Genomic DNA, 23,223 nt, shown 5'->3' with positions numbered 1-23,223 from the left:
TCCGGCTCCGCCCGGCCGCACCTGCCCGATCGGGCAGTTTGTCCGCCGCGGTCGGACGGTTCGGTCTCGCAGGTCTGTAACCGGGGCCCGAACTAGGTCACAGTGGTTTCCAGGTGAGACGCCGATCACATCCACTGCGTCCCCTTCCCCAACGCTTCAGATCCGACATCGACTAATCGAGGAGACGGCCATGGCCATCGAGCTCAACCAGATCTGGGACTTCCCCATCAAGGAATTCCACCCGTTCCCGCGGGCCCTGATGGGAGTGGGCGCCCACGACATCATCGGCGTCGAGGCGAAGAACCTCGGATTCAAGAGGACCCTGCTCATGACCACCGGTCTGCGCGGCTCGGGCATCATCGAGGAACTGGTCGGCAAGATCGAGTACCAGGGCGTCGAGGTCGTGCTCTACGACAAGGTCGAGTCGAACCCCAAGGACTACAACGTCATGGAGGCGGCCGCGCTCTACCAGAAGGAGAAGTGCGACTCGATCATCTCCGTCGGTGGCGGCTCGAGTCACGACGCCGCCAAGGGCGCCCGGGTCGTCGTCGCGCACGACGGCCGCAACATCAACGAGTTCGAGGGATTCGCGAAGTCCACCAACAAGGAGAACCCGCCCCACATCGCCGTATCCACCACGGCCGGTACGGGTTCGGAGACCTCGTGGGCGTACGTCATCACCGACACGTCGGACATGAACAACCCGCACAAGTGGGTGGGCTTCGACGAGGCGACCATCGTGACCCTCGCGATCGACGACCCGCTGCTCTACTACACCTGCCCCCAGCACTTCACGGCGTACTGCGGATTCGACGTCCTGGCGCACGGCAGCGAACCGTACGTGTCGCGTCTCGACTTCGCGCCCTCGCTCGGAAACGCTCTGTACTCGGTCGAACTCGTCGCGAAGAACCTGCGGGAGGCCGTGTTCGAGCCGCGCAACCTCAAGGCCCGCGAGGGAATGATGAACGCGCAGTACATCGCCGGCCAGGCCTTCAACTCCGGCGGCCTCGGCATCGTGCACTCGATCTCGCACGCGGTCAGCGCGTTCTTCGACAGCCACCACGGACTGAACAACGCCATCGCCCTGCCCCGCGTCTGGGAGTACAACCTGCCGTCGCGGTACGAGCGCTACGCCCAGCTGGCAGGCGCACTCGGGGTCGACACCCGCAACCTCACCACGGTGCAGGCCGCGGACGCGGCGGTCGAGGCCGCCATCCGTCTGGCGAAGGACGTCGGCATTCCCGACAACTTCGGTCAGGTGCGCACCGACTCGTACGAGAAGAACCAGATGAACACGAAGAAGTACGAGGGTCGCGGCGACACCATCCGCGGTGACGAGAAGACCGTGCGCGCGATCTCCGAGCACATCCAGGGCGACTGGTGCACACCGGGCAACCCGCGCGAGGTGACGGTCGAGTCGATGATCCCCGTGGTCGATCACGCGATCAACAGCGCGTACTGACCGACCTGAAACTCGCGTCCGGGGCGGGCGCCTCACCCCAGCCCGGCCCCGCCCCGGATGCGTTCCCACCACCACCCTGCTGACGAAGGACGGATGCCCCGATCATGACTGCACCGCACACGGCCCCGGAACCGGAGGACGTCCGCTTCGCCGACGGCGCGGAACTGAAGGAAGCGTTGCGCGAGGTCGACTACATCGCCGACGACGAGTTCGCGGTGGTCGTCCACCTGGCGACCGCGCTCGAACGCCCGCTGCTGCTGGAGGGGCCAGCCGGCGTCGGCAAGACGGAGCTGGCGAAGTCGCTGGCCGAGGCGTCGGGGCGCAAGCTCGTCCGGCTGCAATGCTACGAAGGTCTCGACGACAACCGGGCGCTGTACGAGTGGGACTACGCGAAACAGCTTCTGCACGTGCAGATGCTGCGCGACCGCATCGGGGAGAAGCTGGCCGCGTTCGGCGACATCGCCGACGCGTCGAAATTCCTGGCGGCCCAGGATTTCGGGCTGTATTCGGAGCACTTCCTGTCGGTGCGTCCCCTGCTCGAGGCGATCCTGTCGCCGGAACCGGTGGTGCTGCTCGTCGACGAGGTGGACCGCACCGAGGAGTCGATGGAGGCGTTGCTCCTCGAAGTACTTGCCGAGGGGCAGATCACCATTCCCGAAGTGGGGACGTTCGCCGCTCGTTCGGCGCCGTGGGTGATCCTGACGTCCAACGACACTCGCGAACTGTCACCCGCACTGAAGCGTCGCTGCCTGCACTACCATCTCGGCTATCCGACGCCGCAGCGTGAGCGGGACATCGTGACGGCCAGGGCGCCCGAGGTCGAGGACGCCGTCGCGGCGGACGTGGTGGATCTGGCGCGTACGCTGCGGGAGTTGCCGCTCCGCAAGAGTCCGTCGATCGCGGAAGTCATCGACGCGGCCCGCGCGGCGGTGGTCCTGAAGTCGACGGGGGTGGCCGTGAGTGCGCAGGCTGCGGTCCGGGACATCCTGCTCACCGCCCTGCTCAAGTACACCAGCGACGTCGAATTGGCCCGCACTCGCCTGTCCGGCGAACAGCCGCTCCCGGCGGACGGCGCAGACACCGCTCCGGCCGGGCCCCCGGAGCGGGTGACGGTCGCATCACGGCCGGCCAACACGACCACCGCCGTGTTCCGCGGACACGGTGGCCGCGGCCGCGGCGGCATCGGCGCGGGCCGCCAGGGCGGGCGCTGACGATGCTCCACCCGGCCTCCGATCCCTCGCCGTCCCTTCCCGCGCAACTCCTCGACGTGCTCGCGGCGTCGTTCGGCAAGGTGTTGCGCCGCTACGGCGTCGCCGCGTCTCCCGCCGAGGTCATCGAGGTTCGCCGGGTCTTCGGGCTGGTCGGGGGCCGGGACCCGGCCACGCTGCGGGCGTCGCTGCGCGCGGTGTGCGCGAAGTACACGTACGAGCAGCAGGGTTTCGACCGCGCCTTCGACGTGTTCTTCGGGGCGGTCGCCGACGCTGCTCCCGACTCTCGGTCTCCGTCCCGGGCCGAGTTCGCGGAGGGCCTGCCGTCCGCGCTGGAGGTGGCGGACAACGCGGAAACCGCGCGGTACGCGGAGTACAACGAACGCGCCGCCGAAGTCGGCGACCACTTCGACACCCCCGAGGCGGAGAAGGGGTTCAACCCCCACAAGGACGACGACGACGTCAGCATGACGTCGAGCGAGGCAGACCTGTCCGTCGATTCGGAGGCCGAGTCCGGACGCCGCGGTGTCACGTACACCGTCGAGGTCGAGCGGGCGGCGAGTACCGCCGTCGGTGACCTGGCGTCGTCGACGAGCGGTGCCGTCGTCGGATCGCTGTCCTGGGACGACCCGGAGTCGATTCTCGCGTGGCTCGACGCCTACGACCCGAGCAAGGTCTACGCCGATTCCGGCGGGGCCGAACCCCTCACCGCGGCCCAGCTGAACCGGCTGGCGGAGGCGGTGGAGGCCTTCGTCGGTGCGCTGGCGGACGCCCGGGACCTGTCTACGGGACAGGCGCCGGCGCCGGCCGAGTCTGCGAGCGCAGCGGTGGCGGCCACGTCGCGTGCCGAGGTGAATCAGGCGTGCTACGAGGTGCTTCGGCGGATGCGCGGGCCGTCGCGTCCCCGCCCGCGCGAACTGGCCCGGGGCCGCCTCGACATGCGCCGCACCGTGCGCGCGAGCCTGCGAACCGAGGGTGTCCCGTTCCACCTCATGGTGAAGGCGCCGCGCCCGGACCGGGTGCGGGTGCTGATCCTCGCGGACGTGTCGCTGTCGGTGCGTCCCGTCACTGCATTCACGCTCCGGCTGGCGCAGGCCATGCACCGCCGGGCGAGCCGCTGTCAGGTGCTGGCGTTCGTCGACCGGCCCGTCGACGTCACGGACACCCTCCTCGCCGGCACCGACGACGACGCGCTGGCCACGGTGCTCGCCGACCCGCGCATCGATCTGGAGGCGAGCAGCGACTACGGCCGGGTCTTCTCCGACGTGCTGACCGAGTTCGGCACCGACGTCAACTCCCGCACCTCGGTGATCGTCGTCGGCGACGGGCGATGCAACGGCCTGCCGCCGGGTGTCGACGAGTTCGCCGAACTGCGACGCAAGGTGCACCGGCTGGCCTGGATCACGCCGGAACCCGAGCGGTACTGGAACCAGGCGTCGTGCGCGATGCCGGAGTACGCGGAGGTCTGCGACCGTGTCGTCGTCGCACGCGATCCCGCCCAGCTGATGTCCCGCGCCGCCGAGCTGGGGCACGCGCTGCGGTGAGTACCTACCCGATCGGGTAGGTACCGCGCCTGTCCTTCGGTGGGTGTGAAGCCCTCTCCCGGGCCGTAGGGTCGAGGCCAAGGTCTTGTAATCTGGATCACATGCACGCAGGTGCCGGGAGGAGTGTCGACTTGTCCGTGTCCTATCCGTCCACCCGCACCACCGCCCCCGGCAGGCTGGTGAAATTCCACGCACCCGAGATCGTGTTCGGTATCGGGTCGATGGTCGAGGCCGCGCACGCGGTACTCCGCCTCGGTGGGGCACGGCCGATGCTCGTCACCGATCCGGGTCTGATCGAGGCGGGCTGGGCGTCGGAACTCGAGGATCAGCTCCGTGAACAGGGCCTCACCCCGGTCGTGTGGAGTGCATTGACACCCAACCCCAAGGACCACGAGATCGCGGCCGGCCACGACGCCTACCGCGAGGGCGAATGCGACGTTCTCGTCGCGCTGGGCGGCGGCTCGGTCATCGACGCGACGAAGGGCGTCGCGGTGCTCGCCGCGAACGGGGGCAACATCCTCGACTTCGAGGGAGTGGACCAGGCGACCAGTCCGATCCCGCCGCTGGTGATGGTGCCGTCCACGTCGGGCACCGGCGCCGACGTGTCGCAGTTCTGCATCGTCACCGACACGAGGCGGGGAACCAAGATCACCATCATCGGCCGCGCGCTCGTGCCGGACGTGACCGTGATCGACCCCCGGCTGCTCACCACCATGCCGGAGTGGCTCAACGCCGCGACCGGACTCGACGCCCTCACCCACGGCATCGAGGCATTCGTGTCGCTGGCCCACAACCCGCTCACCGACCACCACGCGCTCCGCGCGGTCGGGCTGGTCACCGACACCCTCGTCCGTACCATCGAGGAGCCGATGGAGATGGAGTCGCGGGCCGTCATGGCGCAGGCGAGCCTGGAAGCCGGCCTCGCGTTCACCAACGCCATCCTCGGTGCCGCGCACGCGATGAGCCATCAGGTCGGGGGACTGCTCGACCTTCCGCACGGAGTCATCAACGGCATCCTTCTCCCGCACGTGATCCGGTTCAACGCCACCGACGACGCCACACCGTTCGTCGCCATCGCCGCTGCCCTCGGTCTCGAGGAACGCCGCGGAACACCCGAGGAGGCCGCCCTCGCCGTGGCCGACCGGGTGGAACGCCTCGCCCGGGAGGTCGGGGTTCCGAAGGGTCTGGGACAGTTGGGGGTTCGCGAGACCGACCTGTCGCGTCTGGCCGAGTTCGCGCTCCGCGACGCGTGCATGTCCACCAACCCGCGCACGGCGACGCAGGAACAGATGGTGGCACTGTTCCGGACGGCGCTGTGAGCAGATGAACGCCCCCGACCTGTCGACGCTCACCGGCCTGCGGTCCGGCAAACCGACGTTCTACCCCCAGTACCGGGGCGCCGCGGAACGTCTCGAACGCGTCGTCCACGCACTCGAACTCATCTCACGGGCCCTCGTCCGCACCGTCGAAGGTCCCGAGACGCTCATCTGCGCCGTCGCCGAGGCGGCACGGGCCCACCTGGACGCGCGGTGGATCGCGTTCGCCCTCGCCGACGGCATGCTGCCCGATGCAGGCCCGCGCCGGCTGGTGCTGGGGCCGGACGCGACGCCGTTCCTCGTTGACAACGTCGAGGGCCCACCACTGCCGGACGAGGTGGTGACGTGCCTGGCCGACATCCGGTCCGCCCGCACCGGCGGCGCCCCCGTCATCGACGCACACCACGCCTTCGTGCCGATCGTTCTCGAGGGCGGTGTCGTGGGTGCGTTCGCCGCCTGGACCGCCGAGCACCGCACACTCGACACCACCGACGGCGCGGTCCTCAGCATCCTGGCGAGCCAGACCGCCGTGGCACTGCAGAATTCGGCGCTGTACCAGCGCGGCCAACTGCTGCTCGAACGGGCCGAGCACGCGTACTCGGAGGCCCGCCGAACCGCCTCCGACCTCGCGGTGCGCAACGCCGAACTCGAATCCACCCAGCGTCAACTCGGCGCGGCCCACCGGCACCAGGTGCTCGACGAGGAACGGCACCGGATCGCCCGCGAACTCCACGACAGCGTCACCCAGGCCGTGCTGTCGGCGGGCATGCAGATCGAAGTGTGCCGCAGCGGAGTCCCCGACGACGAACGCAGTGAGAGGCTCGATCTCGCAAAGGAATTGACGCGCCGCGCGGTGGAGCAGTTACGTTCGGCCATCTACGCGCTCAACCACTCCGGCGGTTCCGACCGCACGTCGCTGCCGGAGATGCTCGAACAACTCGGGGTGGTGCACATGCCCGACGAACTCGCGGTCACCGTCCGCGTCGGCGGAACCCCCGCCGAGCTGTCCAGCGAACGGGAACACGCGCTGCTGAGGATCGCCGGCGAGGCGCTGTTCAACGCGGCCGTCCACGCCAACGCGACCCGCGCCGTCCTGCGGCTCACGTACTCGGCCGATTCGGTGCTGCTCTCCGTGGCCGACGACGGCGACGGCGACCCCAAGCGGATGCGCCTGATGCTGCGGATGGCGGCGAACAACGACCTCGACGGGCACCACCGCGGGTTGGCGAACATGCAGGCCCGGGCAGTGGAGTTGGGCGGCACACTCGACGTGGCGCGGGCCAGGATCGGCGGAGTCCGGGTGGCTGCCCGCATTCCGTTACATTCCGACAGTGAGGTGGACCGATGACCATACGAACCTCGGTGCGTGACCAGACCGCGTCCGCCCGCCCCACGTCGGTGGTGAAACTCGTGCTCGTCGACGACCACGCGATACTCCGCCAGGGTCTGCGCTCCGTCCTCGAGCGGGAACCGGATCTCGAGGTAGTCGGGGAGGCCTCGTCCAGTCAGGAGGCGCTGGCCGTCGTCCGTGACGTCGCGCCGGACGTCGTGCTGATGGACCTGAAACTGTCGGCAGGCTCCGATTACGAGGGGCTGGCACTGTGCGCGCAGCTGTCCGCCGCGGACGGCAAGATGGGGTTGCTCGTGCTCACGACGTTCCTCGACGAACAACTCGTCGTCCGCGCCATTCACGCCGGCGCCCGCGGATACGTGGTCAAGGACGTCGACACCACCGAACTGGTGCGCGCCATCCGTGCCGTGTCCCGCGGCGAGAGCGCCTTCGACTCCCGCAGCGCCTCCGCGGTGATCCGCTCGCTCAACGGTCAGACGACACCACGCGAAGGGCTCACCGAACGCGAACTCGAGGTCCTGCAACTCCTCGCCAAGGGGTTGTCGAACGCGAAAATCGGTGAGCGGCTGTTCATCTCGGCCACGACGGTGAAATTCCACGTCAGCAACATCATGCGCAAACTCGACGTCGGACGGCGCGCCGAGGCCGTCTACGAGGCGGGCAAGCTCGGCCTGATCTGATCCGGCACCGCCGCGCCCGCGACCGCGGAAACCCGTCGTGACCACGCGCGAACCGGCGTAGCGTCCCCACCATGGCTGCGATCTCGGTGGAGAATCTCGTCAAGACGTTCGGGCCGACCCGCGCACTCGACGGCCTCGACCTCGAGGTGGGAACGGGGCAGGTGCACGGATTCCTCGGGCCCAACGGGTCCGGCAAGTCGACGACCATCCGGGTCCTGCTCGGCCTGCTGCGCGCGGACTCGGGCACTGCCACCCTCCTGGGCGGCGACCCGTGGCACGACTCGGTGTCGCTGCACCGGCGGCTCGCCTACGTACCCGGAGACGTGAACTTGTGGCCCAACCTCACCGGCGGCGAGGCGATCGACCTCCTCGCCGGGTTGCGCGGCGGGCTGGACGAGCCCCGGCGCGCGGAACTGCTCGAGCGATTCGAACTCGATCCGACGAAGAAGGCGCGCACGTACTCGAAGGGCAACCGGCAGAAGGTCGCGCTGGTAGCCGCGTTCGCGTCGGACGTCGAACTGTACGTCCTCGACGAACCCACGTCCGGGCTGGATCCGTTGATGGAGTCCGTCTTCCAGGACTGCGTCGAGGAGATGTCCGACGCAGGGAAGACGGTCCTGCTGTCGAGTCACATCCTCGCCGAGGTCGAGGCGCTGTGCGATCGGGTGAGCATCATCCGCGAGGGCCGCACCGTGGAGACCGGCACACTCGCGGAACTGCGGCACCTCACGCGCACGTCGATCACCGCCGAGACACAGCAGCCGGTGACCGGACTCGAGACCGTCGAGGGCGTGTACGACGTGCGGGTCGACGGCCTGCACACCCGATGCGAGGTGGACACCAGTGCAATCGAGGGCGTGCTGCGCCACCTGCTGCCGTTCGGGATCGCATCGCTCACGTCGACGCCCCCGACATTGGAGGAGCTGTTCCTACGCCACTACGGGGACGAACTGGCCCGCGAGGGCGAGAATCACCGGCGGGCCGAGTCCGGGACGCAGGCACGATGAGCACGGTGACTGCGCCGAAGACCACCGGCCGCGGCCGCTACGCGGGCACCCCGCGGCTCGTGCGCCTGGCCCTGCGCCGCGACCGCGTCCAGCTGCCGGTGTGGCTGGTCGCTCTCGCTGCGCTGCAGGCGTTCTCGGCGTCGAGTGTGCTCGGCCTGTATCCCACGGAGCCCGACCTGCGCAGCTTCGCGATGGCCACCGCGGCGTCGCCGGTCGCGCTGGCCACCAATGGCCTCGTGTCGGGATACAGCGCCGGTGCCGTGCTCGCCTGTCAGATCGTGATGCCGATGTCGCTGGCGGCGTGCCTGATGACCACCCTCCTCGTGGTGCGGCACACCCGCCAGAACGAGGAGACCGGCCGCGCCGAACTCGTCGAGGCAGCCGTGGTCGGCCGGAAAGCGCTGCTCACCGCCGCGCTTGTGGTCGCGGTCGGTGCCAACCTGGTCCTGGCGTTGCTCAACGTCACACTGCTGGTGGCAGCGGGTTTGCCACTGGACGGGTCGGTGGCGCTCGGTGCGGCGGTCGCGGGTGCCGGCATCGCATTCGCCGCGATCGCCGCGGTGACCGCGCAGGTGACGGACAGCGCCCGCACCGCCAACGGACTGGCCGGGGCCGCCCTGGGCGTCGCATTCCTGTTGCGCGCCGTCGGCGACATGACGGGGACGGTGACGGAAGACGGTACCCGGGTCGTCAGTGGCTGGCCGACGTGGCTGTCGCCGATCGGCTGGGCCGAGCAGGTCCGCCCCTACGACGACAATGCCTGGTGGGTGCTGGCGCTGCCCCTCGTGTTCGCGCTCGCGACCGGTGCCGTCGGCTTCGTCCTCACCGAGCACCGCGACGTCGGCTCGGGACTCGTGCCGACCCGACCGGGCCCCGCCCGCGCATCCCGCTCACTGCCGACGGCGGTCGGATCGGCGTGGCGGATACAACGGATGATCCTGTTCTGGTGGGCATTCGGGATCGCCGTCCTCGCCGTGGTGTACGGCGCGATCGCAGACCAGATCGACGACTTCCTCGGCGAGGGTCAGCAGGTCGCCGACATGATGGAACAACTCGGTGGCGGCACGACCGACATGGTCGACGCTTACTTCGCCGCCATCTTCGGGATCATGGCGATCGCGGTGGCGGGCTACGCCGTGCAGGCACTGCTCCGGATGCGCGGTGAGGAGGCGGCGGGGCGACTCGAACCCGTTCTCGCGACGTCGGTCTCGCGTCCGCGATGGATGCTGGCACACGTCGGCCTGGTCACGGTGGGCATCGTCGTCCTGCAGGCGCTCACCGGGGCGGCGACCGGCCTCGCGTACGGCCTCGTGTCCGGAGACGTGCCGGGAAAGGTCGTGAGCCTCACGGGGGCTGCCCTCGTCTTCGTGCCGGCGATCGCGGTAGTCGCGGCATTGGCGGTGCTGGCGTTCGGCGGCTTCCCGGTCTGGTCGGCCGGGCTGTCCTGGGGTGTGCTCGCGCTCTGCCTGATCTTCGGATTCCTCGGATCGATACTCGGACTGCCGCAGACGGTCCGGGACCTGTCACCGTTCACGCACGTCCCCGCACTTCCCGCCGCGGAAGTCACGGCCGCCCCGCTGATCGGGCTCGCGGCGATCGCCGTCGCCGCCGGCGCTGCCGGAGTGGCGCTGTTCCGGCGGCGGGATCTCACGAATTCCTAGCGACCGGGTGGTGGGGATCTGCGATCCGGCGCCACGGCAAGGTGTACGTCGGGATGCTTCGTTTGCCTACCCTTCCGAGCCAAGATCACAGCGCTCCAATGCTATTGGTTCGACACCGGCATCCCACTCGCCATTGGACTCGGGCACCGCTGACAGCACGACGCCGACGCGCGCCCATTGCTCAGCGTGTGTCGGACTGCTAGAGTCGAACAAAGTTTCGAATACCTCGGGGGAGGGTTGGTCGTGGGGGAAATGAAGGCACCGGATCTGGAGGAGTTGCGGGCGTTCACGACGCGGTTGCGGTGCGTGGAGGCGTGTGGCGATGCGGGGTTGGGGATCGAGTGGCTCGACGCGGTGGAGTCGTTGAAGTCGGTGGGGTGCGCGGTGCAGGCGGTCGTCACCGACGATGTGGCCGCCTGCATGCGGGAGGATCGCAGGGCCCGGGGGTTGCCGCGGGCGGAGTGGGACCGCGGTATTGCCTCGCAGATCGCGTTGGCGCGCAGGGAATCCCCGAATCGCGGTGGTAGGCATCTGGGGTTCGCGCAGGCNGTGGTGCACGAGATGCCGCACACGTTGGCGTTGTTGCGGTCGGGNCGGTTGAACGAATGGCGCGCNACNCTNNTGGTGCGGGANNCNGCNTGTNTGTCGGCNNNGGATCGNNNGGTNGTNGATCNNCGGTTGTGTTCGGATCCGGACGTTCTCGACGGGGTCGGNGACCGCGGGNTGGTCGCGAAGGCGAAGGCGTTGGCGGTGGAACTCGANGCTGCCGCGGTGGTGGCCCGGTACCGCAAGGCGGTGTCGGAGCGGCGGGTGACGACGCGGCCGGCACCGGATTCGATGGCGTACCTGAGTGTGCTGCTGCCGATGGAGCAGGCAGTGTGCCTGCAAGCGACGTTGGGTCGTGATGCGGACAGTCTGATCGCGACCGGGGGCAGCGGTGGCCGCACCCGGAACCAGGTGATGGCGGACATGTTGTTCGACCGCGGCACCGGAGCCTCGGTGGCNGNNGGNGTGCCGGTGGCGGTGAATCTGGTGATCTCCGACGAGGCGTTGTTGGCAGGNGAGAGCGAGGCGGCGGATGTGGCGGGGTTCGGGCCGGTGCCGGCGGGGATCGCGCGGCAGTTGGTGGCGAATGCCCTCGATGGTGATACCGCGGTGACCTTGCGAAACGTGTACTCGTGTCCGTTGTCGGGGGCGTTGACGGCGATGGAGTCGCAGTCGCGGGCGTTCCCGAAGAGCTTGCGGACGTTGATCGATCTGCGGGATCGGACGTGCCGGACGCCGTGGTGTGATGCGCCGATCCGCCATCACGACCACATCCTCTCCCGCCGCAACAAGGGCGCCACCACGGCCCACAACGGGGCGGGTTTGTGCGCGGCCTGCAANTACGCGAAGGAAGGCGACGGGTGGACCGCCCGCCCCGTCAGGCGGCACGGCCGTACGCATCTCTTCGACCTCGGTACCCCGACCGGGCATCACTACCGGTCCGCGGCCCCACGCCTGCCGTCCGCGGCACGGAGGTCGGAAATCGAGGCGATCCTCATCGCACACCTGCGAGCGTCATGAACTCGAACCGGGTCTCCGCCTCGCGAAACGTCTCACGAAGCGGTGAGGGCGAACACCCGCATCGTGCGGTTCGTTCGGTGCTCGTAGACGCCGTAGACGCGCACCATCTCGTCGAATTCGCGATAGATCCGGGTCCGCTCCGGTTCTGCGAGCAGAGTTGCGGTGACGGGGATGTCCTTCCCGCCGATCGTGACGTTCGCGTTCGGCTGGGCGAGGAGGTTCGCCGACCACGCCGGGTGGTGATCCTGCCCGAAGTTGCTGCCCACGACGAAGATCTGCTGTCCTTCGCGGTAGTACAGGAGTGGGCTCGTCCGCGGCGCGCCCGACTTCCGACCCGTGGTGGTCAGCAGGACCACCGGTGCGGCGATGAGGCCGAGGATCGTGAAGCGTCCCCGGCTCTTCTGCAGGAGCAGGCGATCCACTCCGGCGAGGTTCCGGATCACCCACGATCCGGGTCGGGTGGCGGCAAACTTGGCGGCGGGTTCGCGGAGGAAGCTGGTCTCGCTGCCCCATCGGACATCGGGGAAGGGTGATTCGGCCATACGCCATCTGACCGCCGGGCGGGAGCGGTGTCAATCACCCGGGAGGAGGTGTCCGGATACGCTATGGCCATGGCTGCGCCCGCGACACCCTCGCCCGTGAATCCACCCGCACGTCCTCAGCCGTCGAGTATCTTCATCGCCTCACCGGAGGGGGACACCGGAAAGTCCACCATCGCGCTGGGTGTCCTGCAGATGCTGTGCGCGTCGGCGGCGAGGGTGGGTGTCTTCCGTCCCATCGCCCGGTCGACGGAGGAGACCGACTACATCCTCGAATTGCTCCTCGAGCACACGACGGCGGACCTCGGGTACGAGGAGTCGCTGGGAGTCACGTACGAGCATGTCCACGCCGACCCGGAGGGTGCGCTCAGCGAGATCGTCGCCCGGTACCACCAGGTGGCGGCGCAGTGCGATGCCGTCGTGGTGATCGGCAGCGACTACACCGACGTGGCCAGCCCGAGCGAGCTCGGCTACAACGCCAGGATCGCCGTGAACCTGGGCGCACCGGTGCTGCTCGCCGTGAAGGGAGTCCGGCGCACCCCCGAGGAGGTCGCGCAGCTCGCGCAACTCGCCATCGGTGAACTGACCGCCCACCACGCGCACCTGCTGGCCGTGGTCGCCAACCGGTGCAACCCCGACGAACTCGACGCCGTCACCGACGCGTTGGCATCCACCGGTGTGCCCGCGTGGAGTCTGCCCGAGATCCCGCTGCTGGTCGCACCGACGATGGCCGAACTTCTCGAGTCGATCGACGGCAGCCTGTTCAGTGGCGACCCCGAGTTGCTGCACCGGGAGGCGCTGCGGGTGCTGGTGGGCGGAATGACGGCTGAGCACATTCTCGAACGGCTGACGGAGGGCACGGTGGTGATCGCCCCGGCCGACCGGTCCGACGTGCTGCTGGCGATGGTGAATGCGCATGAGGCCGAGGGGTTCCCGTCGCTGGCGGGCATCATCATGAACGGTGGGCTGGTGCCGCACCCGGCGATCGCGAAGCTGATGGCCGGCCTGAAGCCGCGGTTGCCGATCCTCACCACCGACCTGGGCACGTTCGACACGGCCAGTGCGGCGGCTCAGACCCGTGGCCGGGTGGCGGTCGGCTCGCAGCGCAAAATCGACACCGCCCTGAGTGTCATGGAACTCCGGGTGGACGCGCCGACGCTGCTGGACCGGTTGAAGCTGCCCATCCCGTCGGTGGTCACCCCGCAGATGTTCGAGTATCAGCTGATCGATCGTGCCCGCCGGAACCGCAAGCACGTCGTGCTCCCGGAGGGAGGTGACGACCGCATCCTCCGGGCGGCCGGGAGGCTGCTGCAACGGCAGGTGGCGCAGCTGACCATTCTCGGCGACGAGGTGCAGGTACGTCGCCGCGCGGCGGAACTCGGTGTCGACCTGGCGGACGCGCAGGTCCTCGACCCGCGGACGTCCGAACACGCCGGTCCGTTCGCGGAGGAGTACGCGCGGCTCCGCGCCCACAAGGGCATGAGTGTGGATCGCGCCCGCGAGGTGATGACCGACATCTCGTACTTCGGAACCATGATGGTGCACTTGGGAATCGCGGACGGCATGGTTTCCGGTGCCGCGCACACCACGGCGCACACCATCCGGCCGTCGTTCGAGATCATCAAGACGCAACCGGGTGTGTCGACCGTGTCGAGTGTGTTCCTGATGTGCCTGTCCGATCGGGTTCTCGCGTACGGAGACTGCGCGGTGGTGCCCGACCCCACGGCCGAACAGCTGGCCGACATCGCGATCTCCTCGGCGCAGACGTCGTCCCAGTTCGGCATCGATCCGCGCATCGCGATGCTGTCGTATTCGACGGGCGACTCCGGCAGCGGCGCGGATGTCGACAAGGTGCGCTCCGCGACCAAACTGGTGCGGGAACGCCGGCCGGACCTGTTGGTGGAAGGCCCCATTCAGTATGACGCCGCCATCGAGCAGAGCGTGGCGGACAAGAAGATGCCCGGTTCGGAGGTTGCGGGCAAGGCGACGGTCTTCATCTTCCCCGACCTCAACACCGGCAACAACACGTACAAGGCGGTGCAACGGAGCGCCGGTGCGATCGCCGTCGGGCCGGTGTTGCAGGGGCTCGCCAAACCCGTCAACGACCTGTCTCGAGGCGCGCTGGTCGAGGACATCGTGAACACCGTGGCCATCACGGCGATCCAGGCGCAGGGAGCAGAGCAGTGACCGAGGGTTCCGTACTGGTACTCAATTCAGGTTCGTCGTCGATCAAGTTCCAGCTGATCCACCCGGACACCGGGAAGTCGTCGGCGTCCGGGCTCATCGAGCGGATCGGGGAACCAGAGGGGCGCATCGTGTACCACCACCGCACCGGGCTGGCGGAGCGTCACGTCCACATCGCCGACCACCGCGCGGGGCTGAAGATGTTGTCGGACATCGTCGCCGAGGTGGGTCGCCCGCTGCGGGAGGCGGGGATCGTCGCGGTCGGACACCGCATCGTCCACGGCGGCGACGTGTTCTACGAACCGACGATAATCGAAGACTCGGTGGTGCAGGCCATCTCGGACCTGTCAACCCTTGCGCCGCTGCACAATCCGGCGAACGTGATCGGGATCGAGGTGGCGCGGGAGGAGTTGCCGGACATCCCGCACGTCGCGGTGTTCGACACCGCGTTCTTCCACACCCTGCCTGCGGAGGCGTCGACGTATGCGATCGACCGGAACGTCGCGCAGGAGCACGCCATCCGGCGGTACGGCTTCCACGGCTCCTCGCATCAGTACGTGTCGGGGCGGGCGGCCGAGTTCCTCGGCCGGGACCTGTCGGAGCTGAATCAGATCGTGCTGCACCTCGGTAACGGCGCGTCGGCGTCCGCGATCCGCGGGGGACTGGCCGTCGACACGAGCATGGGCCTGACTCCGCTCGAGGGACTCGTCATGGGCACGCGGTCCGGCGACGTCGATCCCGGGGTGATCCTGTACCTGCACCGCAGCGGCATGGGTGTCGATCAGATCGACGACCTGCTGAACCGGCATTCCGGACTCAAGGGACTGTCGGGGGTCAACGACTTCCGGGCACTGCTGGCACTCGTCGGCGAGGGCGACGAGGACGCGGCGCTGGCCTACGACGTTTACGTGCACCGGCTCCGCAAATACATCGGCGCCTACCTGGTGGAACTGGGTGGCGTGGACGTCATCACGTTCACCGGGGGAGTCGGCGAGAACAACGTCGACGTCCGCCGCGACAGCCTGGCGGGGCTGGGCCGCCTCGGCATCGTCGTCGACGACGACCGCAACCGCGAAGGTTCCCGTGACGCCCGCCGCATCTCGGCGGACGAGTCCGACGTCCAGGTGCTGGTCGTGCCGACCAACGAGGAGTTGGCGATCGCCCGTGCGGCGGTGGAGCTGATCGGGGCCTGAGCGTTACAGCAGACTCCTGGGCCTGATGGCGTTGGCGAGATCCACCAGCGTGTACCGGTGAGTGCGCTCGGGGGCGTTGCGGGCCAGCGCCCGCAGACCGGCCTCGGCGCCCTTGCGCAGGCCCCGTTCGGTGAACGGCACACCCAGGATCTGCTCGAGTTCCGTCTCCGACGTGTGACCGGCACGCATCCAGTCCAGTGCCGTGCCCAGTACGAGCGTGCGCATCTGCAGTGCCCGGCTCTCCTCGGGTGCGAGCGCGGTGACGCGGAGCGCCGCCTCCCGCAGCGCCAGCTCGTCGATCTCCTCGATCGGCCGTCCGGACAGCAGCATCAGCACACTCGTCATCCGGGCCATGGTGAAGTGCCGGGACGTCGGGGGAACCTGATCGAGGGCGGCGATGGCGCCGGGCAGATCTCCGCGTTCGGTGAGTTGGCGGGCCAGCCCGAATGCGGCACTCACGAGGCTGTGGTCGGTGCGCCACACCGTCCGATAGTACGTCTCGGCGAACGTCCGCCACCGGTGGGAATCGGAGCTTTCGCAGTGCTGCAGAATCAGTTCGGCGGTGGCCGCCAGCGCGAGTTTGGGAGCCGTCTCACCGGGCATCGCCTGCAGCACGGACTCGAACCGGGAGAACGCCGTCTCGTGCTCGCCGTCGATCAGCGTCGCGAGTCCGGCGTACCAGTCGACGCGCCAGTTCCCGCCCATCTCTGCCTCTACGTCGCCGAGGAGTGCGGTGGCGGTGGCGGCGTCCCCGAGGTCGAGGTGAGCCTTGATCTCGGCGAGGGTCAGTTCCCGGGAGAACGACACGTCCAGGTCGTCGACGACCCGCTCGATCCCGTTCTCGCGGGCGTGCCGAATGGAGTCCAGGGTCTGCTGCGGTTCGCTGTGCACCGCGGCGGCCAGGAGTTGGGCGTTGGGATCGGCCGGGTCGATCAGCGGCACCGCCAGCGCCTGCGCCACCGACAGCGGGTCGAGATTCCTGTCCCGTTCGACGCCGTCGACGTACACGTCCGTCTGCTCGACCGCATCGTCCGTGCCGAAAGTCGTTCGCTGCTTGCTGAACACCGTCGACAGTCCGGGATGCTCCTCGCCGGTCTGCTGCGCGAGCACCTCGCGGAGGACTGCGGTGAGCTGACCGGACATCTCCTCGGCGGACGCGAAGCGCCTGCGCGGATCGGGGTCGGTGGCGCGCAGCAGGAGCCGGTGGAAGAACTCGTATTCCGCGAGCACCGGCGCCTGTTCGGGGGACGGGATCCCGTCGAGGTACCGGCCCTTCTCGGACGGCATGTCGAGCGTCAGCACCGCGAGTGTGCGCCCCACCGTGTAGATGTCGGAGGCCACGGTCGGGCCGGTCCTGACGATCTCCGGCGCCTGATAGCCGGGCGTGCCGTACAGGTACCCGTAGTCCTCGATGCCGGCGACGGCGCCGAGGTCGATCAACTTCAGGGCGTCCTCGGTGACCATTACGTTGTCGGGTTTGAGGTCGTTGTACACCAGACCGGTGGAGTGCAGATATGCCAGCGCGGGAAGGATTTCGAGCACGTACGCGATGGCCTGCTCGACGGGCATGCGCTCGGGCCGGGTGTGCGTCGACAGGACGTCGCGTAGCGAATGACCGCCCACGTACTCCATGACGATGTAGCCCATCGGCGTCCCGTCCGCCCGGGGATGCTCCACGAAGTTGAAGATCTTCACGATGCTCGGGTGCGCCACCTCCGCGAGGAACTGACGTTCGGCCACCGCCACGGCCTGAGCCTCGGCGTCGCCGAAGTGCAACAGCCCCTTGAGAACCACCCACCGGTCACTGACGTTGCGGTCGATGGCCAGGTAGATCCAGCCGAGGCCGCCGTGCGCGATGCAGCCCTGCACCTCGTACTGGCCGCCGATGAGGTCGTTCGGCTCGAGGAGTGGCCGGAAGTCGAAAGTCGCTCCGCACGAGGGGCACAGACCGAACTCGGACACCTCCGACGTGGGGCCGCCGCGGCCGACCGGCTTGTTGCACTTCCAGCAGAAGCGCTTGGCCTCGGGGACCTTCGGGTCGGTCATCACCGCCGACGCCGGGTCGAGTGTCTTGACGACGGGCACCTCGACGAGTCCGCCGCCGAGACGCAGGCGCTGCCCGGATCGGGTGCGCGGTGAGCGCGTCGAGCGACCGGTGCCGGACGCACCGGACGGCCGGGACGTCGGCGAAGCAGCCTGGGTGGCCGGCCCGTCGTCCAGTTCTTCCCGAACTGCTGCCTGCGTGGCCTCGTCCAGTTCTTCCCGGACTGCGGCTCGCGTGGCCTGGTCCAGTTCTTCCCGGACGGCGGCCTGGGTGGCCAGGTCCGGGTCGGTGGACTCGGGGTTCTTCGAATGTTGCGGCATGCGTCCCCTCAGTCCTGGTACACGGCGGACGGCGGGGCGGGGGACGGGCCCAGCACCGACAGCCACCGGTCGTACATTCTGGTCCAGGTTCCGTCGCCGCGGATCCGTTCGAGTGTGCGGTTGACGAACCGGACGAGGTCTTCGTTCGCCTTGGTGATGCCGATTCCGTACGGTTCGGCGCCCATGCTGTCCCCGACGATCTCGAGGTACGGGTCCTGGGACGCCAGGCCGGCGAGGATCGTGTCGTCGGTGGTCACCGCGTCGACCTGCCGCTGCTGCAGGACCACCAGGCAATCCGACCACATGGGGACCGTGAGGATCTCGGCGGTGGGCGCGACCTTCTGCAACCGGGTGAGCGACGTCGTGCCGCGGACGACGCAGACCCGTTTGCCGTCCAGGTCGGCGGCGCTGCGGATCGGGGAGCCCTTCACGACCAGAACCCGCTGCTGCGCCGCGAAGTATTCGGAGGAGAACGCCACCCGTTCCTTGCGGTCGCAGGTGATGGTCATCGTCTTCGCGACGATGTCGACCATCGACTCCTGCAGTGCCTTCTCACGATTCGCCGACGTGAGGATGCGGTAGTCGAGCCGGTCCGGGTCGCCGAACAGGTCCCGCGAGATCTCCCGGGCGATGTCGACGTCGAAGCCCTCGATGGCGCCGGTCGCGGGATCGCGGAAACTCATCAGGTTGCTGCCCGTGTCGAGTCCGACGACGAGACGTCCCCGCGCGCGGATTGCGTCGACCGTCGGCATCGGCGTGTCGGTGTCGGGGAACGGGCGCAGGCTCGCGGTGGGATCGCCGCAGTCCTTCTCGGGAGTAGGCGGGGCGGCGCTGGTCTCGGGGGCCGGTGCCGCGGCGGCGGGAAGCGGGGGTTCGGTGTAGGACACGCTCGGGGATCCGACGTGCTCCGGGGCGGCCTCCGCGCACCCGCCGATCAGCAACGTGGCCGCCAGCAGCACCAGCGCGATCCGGTGCCGCCTCACTGGTATTCCCTCAACCGGGGCCACAACCCGATGATAATTCCGCAGAGCGCGACGAGTGTGAGGACGACGGCGCCGGAGCCGAGCGCGGTGAGCACCCGGGCCGCGGATTCGACGTTCGACCGCAGATGGTCGCGGGCGGTCCCGATGCCGTCGGTGAGCGCGTCGTCGACGGCATCGAACTGAGCCGCGGAATCCGAGGGTCCCGGCCCGATCGCAACCGTTGCCGCCGAGACGAAGTCGCCCTTCGCGAGGATCTCGTTCATGCGATCGTGCGCCGACGACCAGCTTTTCCAGGCCTCCTCGGCCCGTGCCACCTCGTCGTGGCCGACCGCGCGGTCGCCGTCGTGCGGATAGCCCGACAGCAGGGTGTCGAGTTGACCGGACTTGTCCTCGAAGGCGGCGTCGTAGTCGCCGTTCGAATCCCGGCGGACCAGTTTGAGTGTCTCCTCGGTGCGGGCCTGCTGCGCCAGGATGCGCGCCGCGGTCAACTCGTGCATCGGGCGGGCACCCTGGGTCAGCGCGCGCTTGGTGTCGACCGAGGAGACCACCCCGGCGACGAGCATCCACACCAGGAGTATGGCGGTGCACGACGACGCCAGGATCAACCCGAGATTGAACGTGCGCCTGCTGAGCCGCGCGAGGACGACCTGTGCGACGAGCAGCGCGACGAGTGCGACGAGGACCAGGATCAGCGCCGTCCAGGGCGGACGGGAGTAGTCCCGCTGGATGTCCGCGACGTCCGCTTCCTGCCGGGCGTGCAACTCCTGGGCCTTCGGCAGCATGCTCGTCTGCATCAGCGTCGACGCCTCGCTGAGGTAGGCCGCGCCCACAGGATGACCGGTGCGGTTGTTGGCCCGCGCGGTCTCGACGAGACCGGAGTAGACGCTGAGGTCGGTGGAGATGGAGGCGAGCAGACGTCTGCTGTCCACGTCGCCTGCGGCGAGCCCGCCGGATGCGTACACGAGGTCGGAGGAGGCCGTGCCGAGCGCCTGCGCGTACGTGTCCCGGAGTTCGGGGGGTTCGAGACCGCCGGAGATGAACGCCGTCGTCGCCGCGGCGTCCGCCACCGACAGGGCGCTGTAGAGGTTCTGCGCCGAGAACGACAGCGGTTCGGTCTCGGCGAGGACGCTGTCGAGGGTGGCCTCCCTGCTGTTCACCGACGACGCGGCCACGAGACCGGCGGTCAGGGTGAGCAGCACCAGGAGCGCGCCGAGGGCGGTGAGCTTGGCGGGTGTCGACGCCAGGAACGCACGCAGTTCCTTACGACGTGCCACAGCGGGGTCGACGTCGTCGTCCGCGGCGGCAGACAGGGCGCGGCTGCCGTGGGGTTCGATCGACGGCGCCTCACGCAGAACCACGTCGCACCCCTCCCGTGTCACGGCCGCACCTTGTGGGGAGCATATAAGCAGGAGTCGGTGACCGGGGATATCGGGCACTTCCGGCAGAAACCGTTAGTGTGAGGGAACTGCAGGGAGACCCATCAGGTCGGACAGGGGTAGTCGATGCGTGGTGACGGTGACGGCTGGGCGACCGGGCCGGACGGCAGTCGTCATTGGGGCAAGCACGGTGCGGCCGGGTTGTTGCTGCGTGCGCCGCTCCCGGACGAGACGCCGGCCGTGCTGCTACAGCACCGTGCGGCCTGGAGCCACCAGGGCGGGACGTGGGCGCTGCCCGGCGGTGCCCGGGACAGCCACGAGACCACGACCCACGCCGCGGTGCGCGAGGCGCACGAGGAAGCCGGCATCGAGAGTGCGACCATCCGCGTCCGCACGGAGGTCGTCACCATGAAGGCCGCGAGCGGCTGGAGTTACACCACGGTGATCGCCGACGCCGAGCGTCCACTGCCCACCGTCGCGAACGGTGAGAGCACCGAACTGCGCTGGGTGCGGGAAACCGACGTCGCCGGGCTGCCACTACACCCCGGATTCGAAGCGGGGTGGCCGCAACTACGCACCACCGAGGTGCGACTGCTGCTCGACCGGCACGACGTGCTGGGTGAGAGCGGCGCGCCGGCGCAACTGTCGAGGGCGCTGCCCCGCACCGTGCACCTGCCCGGCGGCACCTACGGGTGGCTGCCGCGCATCGAGGTGCTCGAGGCACTGGACACGGTCGGTCGCCTTGCCGAACCGGCGGGTCACGGCACCACGCTGGGAACGGTGACCGCGGTCGTCACCACCGACCCCGACCTGATCGAACAGTTGCCCGCCACCGTCGTGATCCTGCCGCCCGCCACGGTGCGCGACTGGCTCGAGCAGGCGTAACTACGCGTTCTGCTGCAGCAGGGCCGATAGTGAGCGCGCCGCGGCCTGCGGGTCGCGGGCCTCGGTGATGGCCCGGACGACGACGATCCGGTCGGCGCCCGCGGCGAGGATCTCCGGAACCCGGGACTCGTCGATGCCACCGATCGCGAACCACGGGCGGTTCGGAGCGGAGTCGGCGGTCGAGCGCACCAGGTCGATGCCCGACGCGGTCCGTCCGGGCTTGGTGGGGGTCGCCCACACCGGTCCGGTGCAGAAGTAGTCGACGCCGTCCTCGATCGCCGCGAGGCTGGCCTGGGCGCGGCTGTGCGTGGACCGGCCGATCAGGACATCCGAACCCACGACTGTCCGCGCGTAGGGGACGGGCAGGTCGCCCTGGCCGAGGTGCAGGACGTCGGCACCGGCGGCCAGCGCCATGTCGGCCCGGTCATTGACGGCGAGCAGTGCCCCGTGCCGCCTGGCCGCGGCCGCGAGCACCGACAGTGCCGCCAGTTCGTCCCTGGCGTCCATCGTGCCGAACTTCTTCTCACCGGCCGAGCCCTTGTCGCGGAGCTGGATGATGTCGACGCCGCCGGACAGCGCGGCCTCGGCGAACTGCGCCAGGTCGCCCTTCTCGCGCCGAGCATCGGTGCACAGGTACAAACGTGCTGTTCCGAGGCGGCGCCGACGGTCCGTGAGGTTGCTGTGATGCGAGGTGGTCACGGCATGACGGTAGCCTCTACGGTGAAAGTGCAACACGGGAGTCCCGGGGAACGTGGGGCTGAGAGGGGCTCACGCCGAGCCCGACCGTCATACCTGACCCGGATCATGCCGGCGCAGGAAGTGAGGTGGAGTTCAATGGCGAGATCGGTATCCGTCGTCGGAGGCGGAGTGATCGGCCTGTCGATTGCGTGGCGAGCAGCCCGCAACGGCTGGTCGGTGAAGCTGTACGACCCGTCGATCGGTTCGGGAGCGTCCTGGGTGGCGGGCGGCATGCTCGCCCCGTTGTCCGAGGGCTGGCCCGGTGAGGAGAGCGTCCTCGAACTGGGGAGCGCGTCGCTCGACCGGTGGCCCGAATTCGGGAAGGAACTGGAGGCCGGGGCCGGCGTCGACCTGTTCACGTCGGAGAGTTCGCTCACCGTCGCGCTGGACGGCGCCGACGCCGAAGACCTCCGGACCATCGCCGAGTGGGTGGGGGCGCAGGGCCGGGATCTGCAGATCCTGAATCGCGCCGAAGTCCGCGCCCTCGAGCCGATGCTGGGTCGCGGAGTCCGGTTGGGGCTCTTGGCCGTCGACGAACTGGCCGTCGACAACAGGCTGCTCCTGCAGGCGTTGCAGCGGTGCGCCGTCGACGCCGGGGTGGAGCTGATCGATGAGGCCGTGCGCAGTCTCGACGGCCTCGGCACGGACCAGATCGTCGTCACCGCGGGCATCGCGTCACCGGCACTGTGGCCGGGACTTCCGGTGCGACCGGTGAAGGGCGAGATCCTGCGGTTGCGGGCTCGCCCCGGGGTGACCCCGGCGCCGGGCCGGACCATCCGCGGCAGCGTCCACGGCAGGCCCGCCTACCTGGTGCCGCGCGCGGACGGCATCGTCGTCGGCGCCACCCAGTACGAATCGGGCAACGACACGCAGGTCACGGTGGCCGGTGTGCGGGACCTGATCGCGGATGCCGAGGCGCTGATGCCCGCCATCGGCGAGTACGAACTGCGTGAGACCTCGGCGGGTCTGCGTCCGATGACCCCGGACAACCTGCCGCTGATCGGCCGGGTATCCGATCGGGTCGTGGTGGCGACAGGACACGGCCGCAACGGCATTCTGCTCACCCCGGTGACCGCCGACGCGACGGTGGCATTGTTGGAGGGCTCGGCACTGGTCGAGGCGAAAGCCGCCGACCCCGAACGTTTCGAGAAAGTAGCGAGGTAGAG

At 69.1% G+C, this 23,223-nt stretch carries 18 protein-coding genes and 1 riboswitch; of the genes, 13 read left to right on the top strand and 5 right to left on the bottom strand.

Annotated elements, in window-relative coordinates; genetic code table 11:
- Positions 1–190: 190 nt before the first annotated feature.
- The 9 genes from mdo to CA951_RS22520 all read left to right on the top strand — a co-directional run bounded on the left by mdo (position 191) and on the right by CA951_RS22520 (position 11,795).
- A complete protein-coding gene (gene mdo, locus CA951_RS22560; RefSeq protein ID WP_072948386.1) occupies positions 191–1,462 on the top strand; it encodes an NDMA-dependent methanol dehydrogenase in 1,272 nt (423 codons plus the stop codon).
- A gap of 104 nt (positions 1,463–1,566) precedes the next feature.
- Entirely contained in the window at positions 1,567–2,673 is a 1,107-nt protein-coding gene (locus CA951_RS22555; protein ID WP_087558928.1) for a MoxR family ATPase, read from the top strand.
- A gap of 2 nt (positions 2,674–2,675) precedes the next feature.
- Positions 2,676–4,214, top strand: a complete 1,539-nt coding sequence (locus CA951_RS22550) for a VWA domain-containing protein (protein ID WP_087558927.1) — start codon at positions 2,676–2,678, stop codon at positions 4,212–4,214.
- Positions 4,215–4,345: 131 nt separating this feature from the next.
- Positions 4,346–5,533 carry an iron-containing alcohol dehydrogenase gene (locus CA951_RS22545; protein ID WP_306300856.1) on the top strand — a complete coding sequence of 396 codons (1,188 nt, stop codon included), beginning with the start codon at positions 4,346–4,348 and terminating at the stop codon, positions 5,531–5,533.
- A 4-nt stretch (positions 5,534–5,537) separates the two neighbouring features.
- On the top strand, positions 5,538–6,878 hold the full coding sequence (locus CA951_RS22540) for a GAF domain-containing sensor histidine kinase (RefSeq protein ID WP_087558925.1): 1,341 nt from the start codon (positions 5,538–5,540) through the stop codon (positions 6,876–6,878).
- Positions 6,875–7,561 carry a response regulator transcription factor gene (locus tag CA951_RS22535; RefSeq protein WP_087558924.1) on the top strand — a complete coding sequence of 229 codons (687 nt, stop codon included), beginning with the start codon at positions 6,875–6,877 and terminating at the stop codon, positions 7,559–7,561. Before CA951_RS22540 ends, CA951_RS22535 begins: the two co-directional genes overlap by 4 nt.
- Before the next feature lie 71 nt (positions 7,562–7,632).
- Positions 7,633–8,568 (top strand): ABC transporter ATP-binding protein, encoded by a 936-nt coding sequence (locus CA951_RS22530; protein ID WP_087558923.1) that lies wholly within the window; start codon positions 7,633–7,635, stop codon positions 8,566–8,568.
- The gene (locus CA951_RS22525) at positions 8,565–10,229 is read left to right on the top strand and encodes an ABC transporter permease (RefSeq protein ID WP_087558922.1); all 1,665 of its coding nucleotides are present in this window, start codon (positions 8,565–8,567) and stop codon (positions 10,227–10,229) included. The genes CA951_RS22530 and CA951_RS22525 overlap by 4 nt, the downstream gene beginning before the upstream one ends.
- A 252-nt stretch (positions 10,230–10,481) precedes the next feature.
- Positions 10,482–11,795, top strand: a complete 1,314-nt coding sequence (locus CA951_RS22520) for an HNH endonuclease signature motif containing protein (protein WP_087558921.1) — start codon at positions 10,482–10,484, stop codon at positions 11,793–11,795.
- Between the two features lie 32 nt (positions 11,796–11,827).
- Here CA951_RS22520 and CA951_RS22515 read toward each other — a convergent pair whose 3' ends face one another.
- Positions 11,828–12,337 carry a nitroreductase/quinone reductase family protein gene (locus tag CA951_RS22515; RefSeq protein WP_087558920.1) on the bottom strand — a complete coding sequence of 170 codons (510 nt, stop codon included), beginning with the start codon at positions 12,335–12,337 and terminating at the stop codon, positions 11,828–11,830.
- Between the two features lie 63 nt (positions 12,338–12,400).
- On the opposite strand from CA951_RS22515, the gene pta reads away from it, so the two are divergent.
- Positions 12,401–14,521, top strand: a complete 2,121-nt coding sequence (gene pta / locus CA951_RS22510) for a phosphate acetyltransferase (RefSeq protein WP_087558919.1) — start codon at positions 12,401–12,403, stop codon at positions 14,519–14,521.
- The gene (locus tag CA951_RS22505) at positions 14,518–15,711 is read left to right on the top strand and encodes an acetate kinase (protein WP_087558918.1); all 1,194 of its coding nucleotides are present in this window, start codon (positions 14,518–14,520) and stop codon (positions 15,709–15,711) included. The genes pta and CA951_RS22505 overlap by 4 nt, the downstream gene beginning before the upstream one ends.
- A gap of 3 nt (positions 15,712–15,714) precedes the next feature.
- On the opposite strand, the gene CA951_RS22500 is transcribed toward CA951_RS22505, so the two are convergent.
- From CA951_RS22500 to CA951_RS22490, 3 genes are read right to left on the bottom strand one after another with little or no spacing between them, the layout of a single operon-like run.
- Positions 15,715–18,075 (bottom strand): serine/threonine-protein kinase, encoded by a 2,361-nt coding sequence (locus tag CA951_RS22500; protein ID WP_087558917.1) that lies wholly within the window; start codon positions 18,073–18,075, stop codon positions 15,715–15,717.
- A gap of 8 nt (positions 18,076–18,083) precedes the next feature.
- Entirely contained in the window at positions 18,084–19,058 is a 975-nt protein-coding gene (locus tag CA951_RS22495; protein WP_087558916.1) for a glutamate ABC transporter substrate-binding protein, read from the bottom strand.
- Positions 19,055–20,437, bottom strand: a complete 1,383-nt coding sequence (locus CA951_RS22490; protein ID WP_087558915.1) for a hypothetical protein — start codon at positions 20,435–20,437, stop codon at positions 19,055–19,057. Before CA951_RS22490 ends, CA951_RS22495 begins: the two co-directional genes overlap by 4 nt.
- A 123-nt stretch (positions 20,438–20,560) precedes the next feature.
- On the opposite strand from CA951_RS22490, the gene CA951_RS22485 reads away from it, so the two are divergent.
- Positions 20,561–21,319: an NUDIX hydrolase gene (locus CA951_RS22485; RefSeq protein WP_087558914.1), complete on the top strand. Its 759-nt coding sequence runs from the start codon at positions 20,561–20,563 to the stop codon at positions 21,317–21,319.
- Here CA951_RS22485 and thiE read toward each other — a convergent pair whose 3' ends face one another.
- Entirely contained in the window at positions 21,320–22,018 is a 699-nt protein-coding gene (thiE, locus tag CA951_RS22480; RefSeq protein WP_072948505.1) for a thiamine phosphate synthase, read from the bottom strand. It lies immediately after the preceding gene.
- Positions 22,019–22,042: 24 nt separating this feature from the next.
- A riboswitch (TPP riboswitch) is annotated at positions 22,043–22,157 on the top strand.
- Between thiE and thiO the strand changes: the two genes are divergently transcribed.
- On the top strand, positions 22,154–23,221 hold the full coding sequence (gene thiO, locus CA951_RS22475; protein ID WP_087558913.1) for a glycine oxidase ThiO: 1,068 nt from the start codon (positions 22,154–22,156) through the stop codon (positions 23,219–23,221). (Overlaps the previous riboswitch by 4 nt.)
- Positions 23,222–23,223: the final 2 nt, after the last annotated feature.

Source organism: Rhodococcus sp. NCIMB 12038 (assembly GCF_002165735.1).
GTDB lineage: Bacteria > Actinomycetota > Actinomycetes > Mycobacteriales > Mycobacteriaceae > Rhodococcus_F.
The sequence above is the reverse complement of the archived record's forward strand: the minus strand, read 5'-3'. Positions and strand labels throughout refer to the sequence as shown.

Excerpts from the sequence above, each read along its gene's own strand:
- thiO (WP_087558913.1), top strand. The coding sequence starts at position 22,154 with ATGGCGAGATCGGTATCCGTCGTCGGAGGCGGAGTGATCGGCCTGTCG.
- CA951_RS22540 (WP_087558925.1), top strand. The coding sequence starts at position 5,538 with ATGAACGCCCCCGACCTGTCGACGCTCACCGGCCTGCGGTCCGGCAAA.
- CA951_RS22515 (WP_087558920.1), bottom strand. The coding sequence starts at position 12,337 with ATGGCCGAATCACCCTTCCCCGATGTCCGATGGGGCAGCGAGACCAGC.
- CA951_RS22525 (WP_087558922.1), top strand. The coding sequence starts at position 8,565 with ATGAGCACGGTGACTGCGCCGAAGACCACCGGCCGCGGCCGCTACGCG.
- pta (WP_087558919.1), top strand. The coding sequence starts at position 12,401 with ATGGCCATGGCTGCGCCCGCGACACCCTCGCCCGTGAATCCACCCGCA.
- CA951_RS22535 (WP_087558924.1), top strand. The coding sequence starts at position 6,875 with ATGACCATACGAACCTCGGTGCGTGACCAGACCGCGTCCGCCCGCCCC.
- mdo (WP_072948386.1), top strand. The coding sequence starts at position 191 with ATGGCCATCGAGCTCAACCAGATCTGGGACTTCCCCATCAAGGAATTC.
- CA951_RS22485 (WP_087558914.1), top strand. The coding sequence starts at position 20,561 with ATGCGTGGTGACGGTGACGGCTGGGCGACCGGGCCGGACGGCAGTCGT.
- CA951_RS22500 (WP_087558917.1), bottom strand. The coding sequence starts at position 18,075 with ATGCCGCAACATTCGAAGAACCCCGAGTCCACCGACCCGGACCTGGCC.
- CA951_RS22530 (WP_087558923.1), top strand. The coding sequence starts at position 7,633 with ATGGCTGCGATCTCGGTGGAGAATCTCGTCAAGACGTTCGGGCCGACC.
- CA951_RS22555 (WP_087558928.1), top strand. The coding sequence starts at position 1,567 with ATGACTGCACCGCACACGGCCCCGGAACCGGAGGACGTCCGCTTCGCC.
- CA951_RS22550 (WP_087558927.1), top strand. The coding sequence starts at position 2,676 with ATGCTCCACCCGGCCTCCGATCCCTCGCCGTCCCTTCCCGCGCAACTC.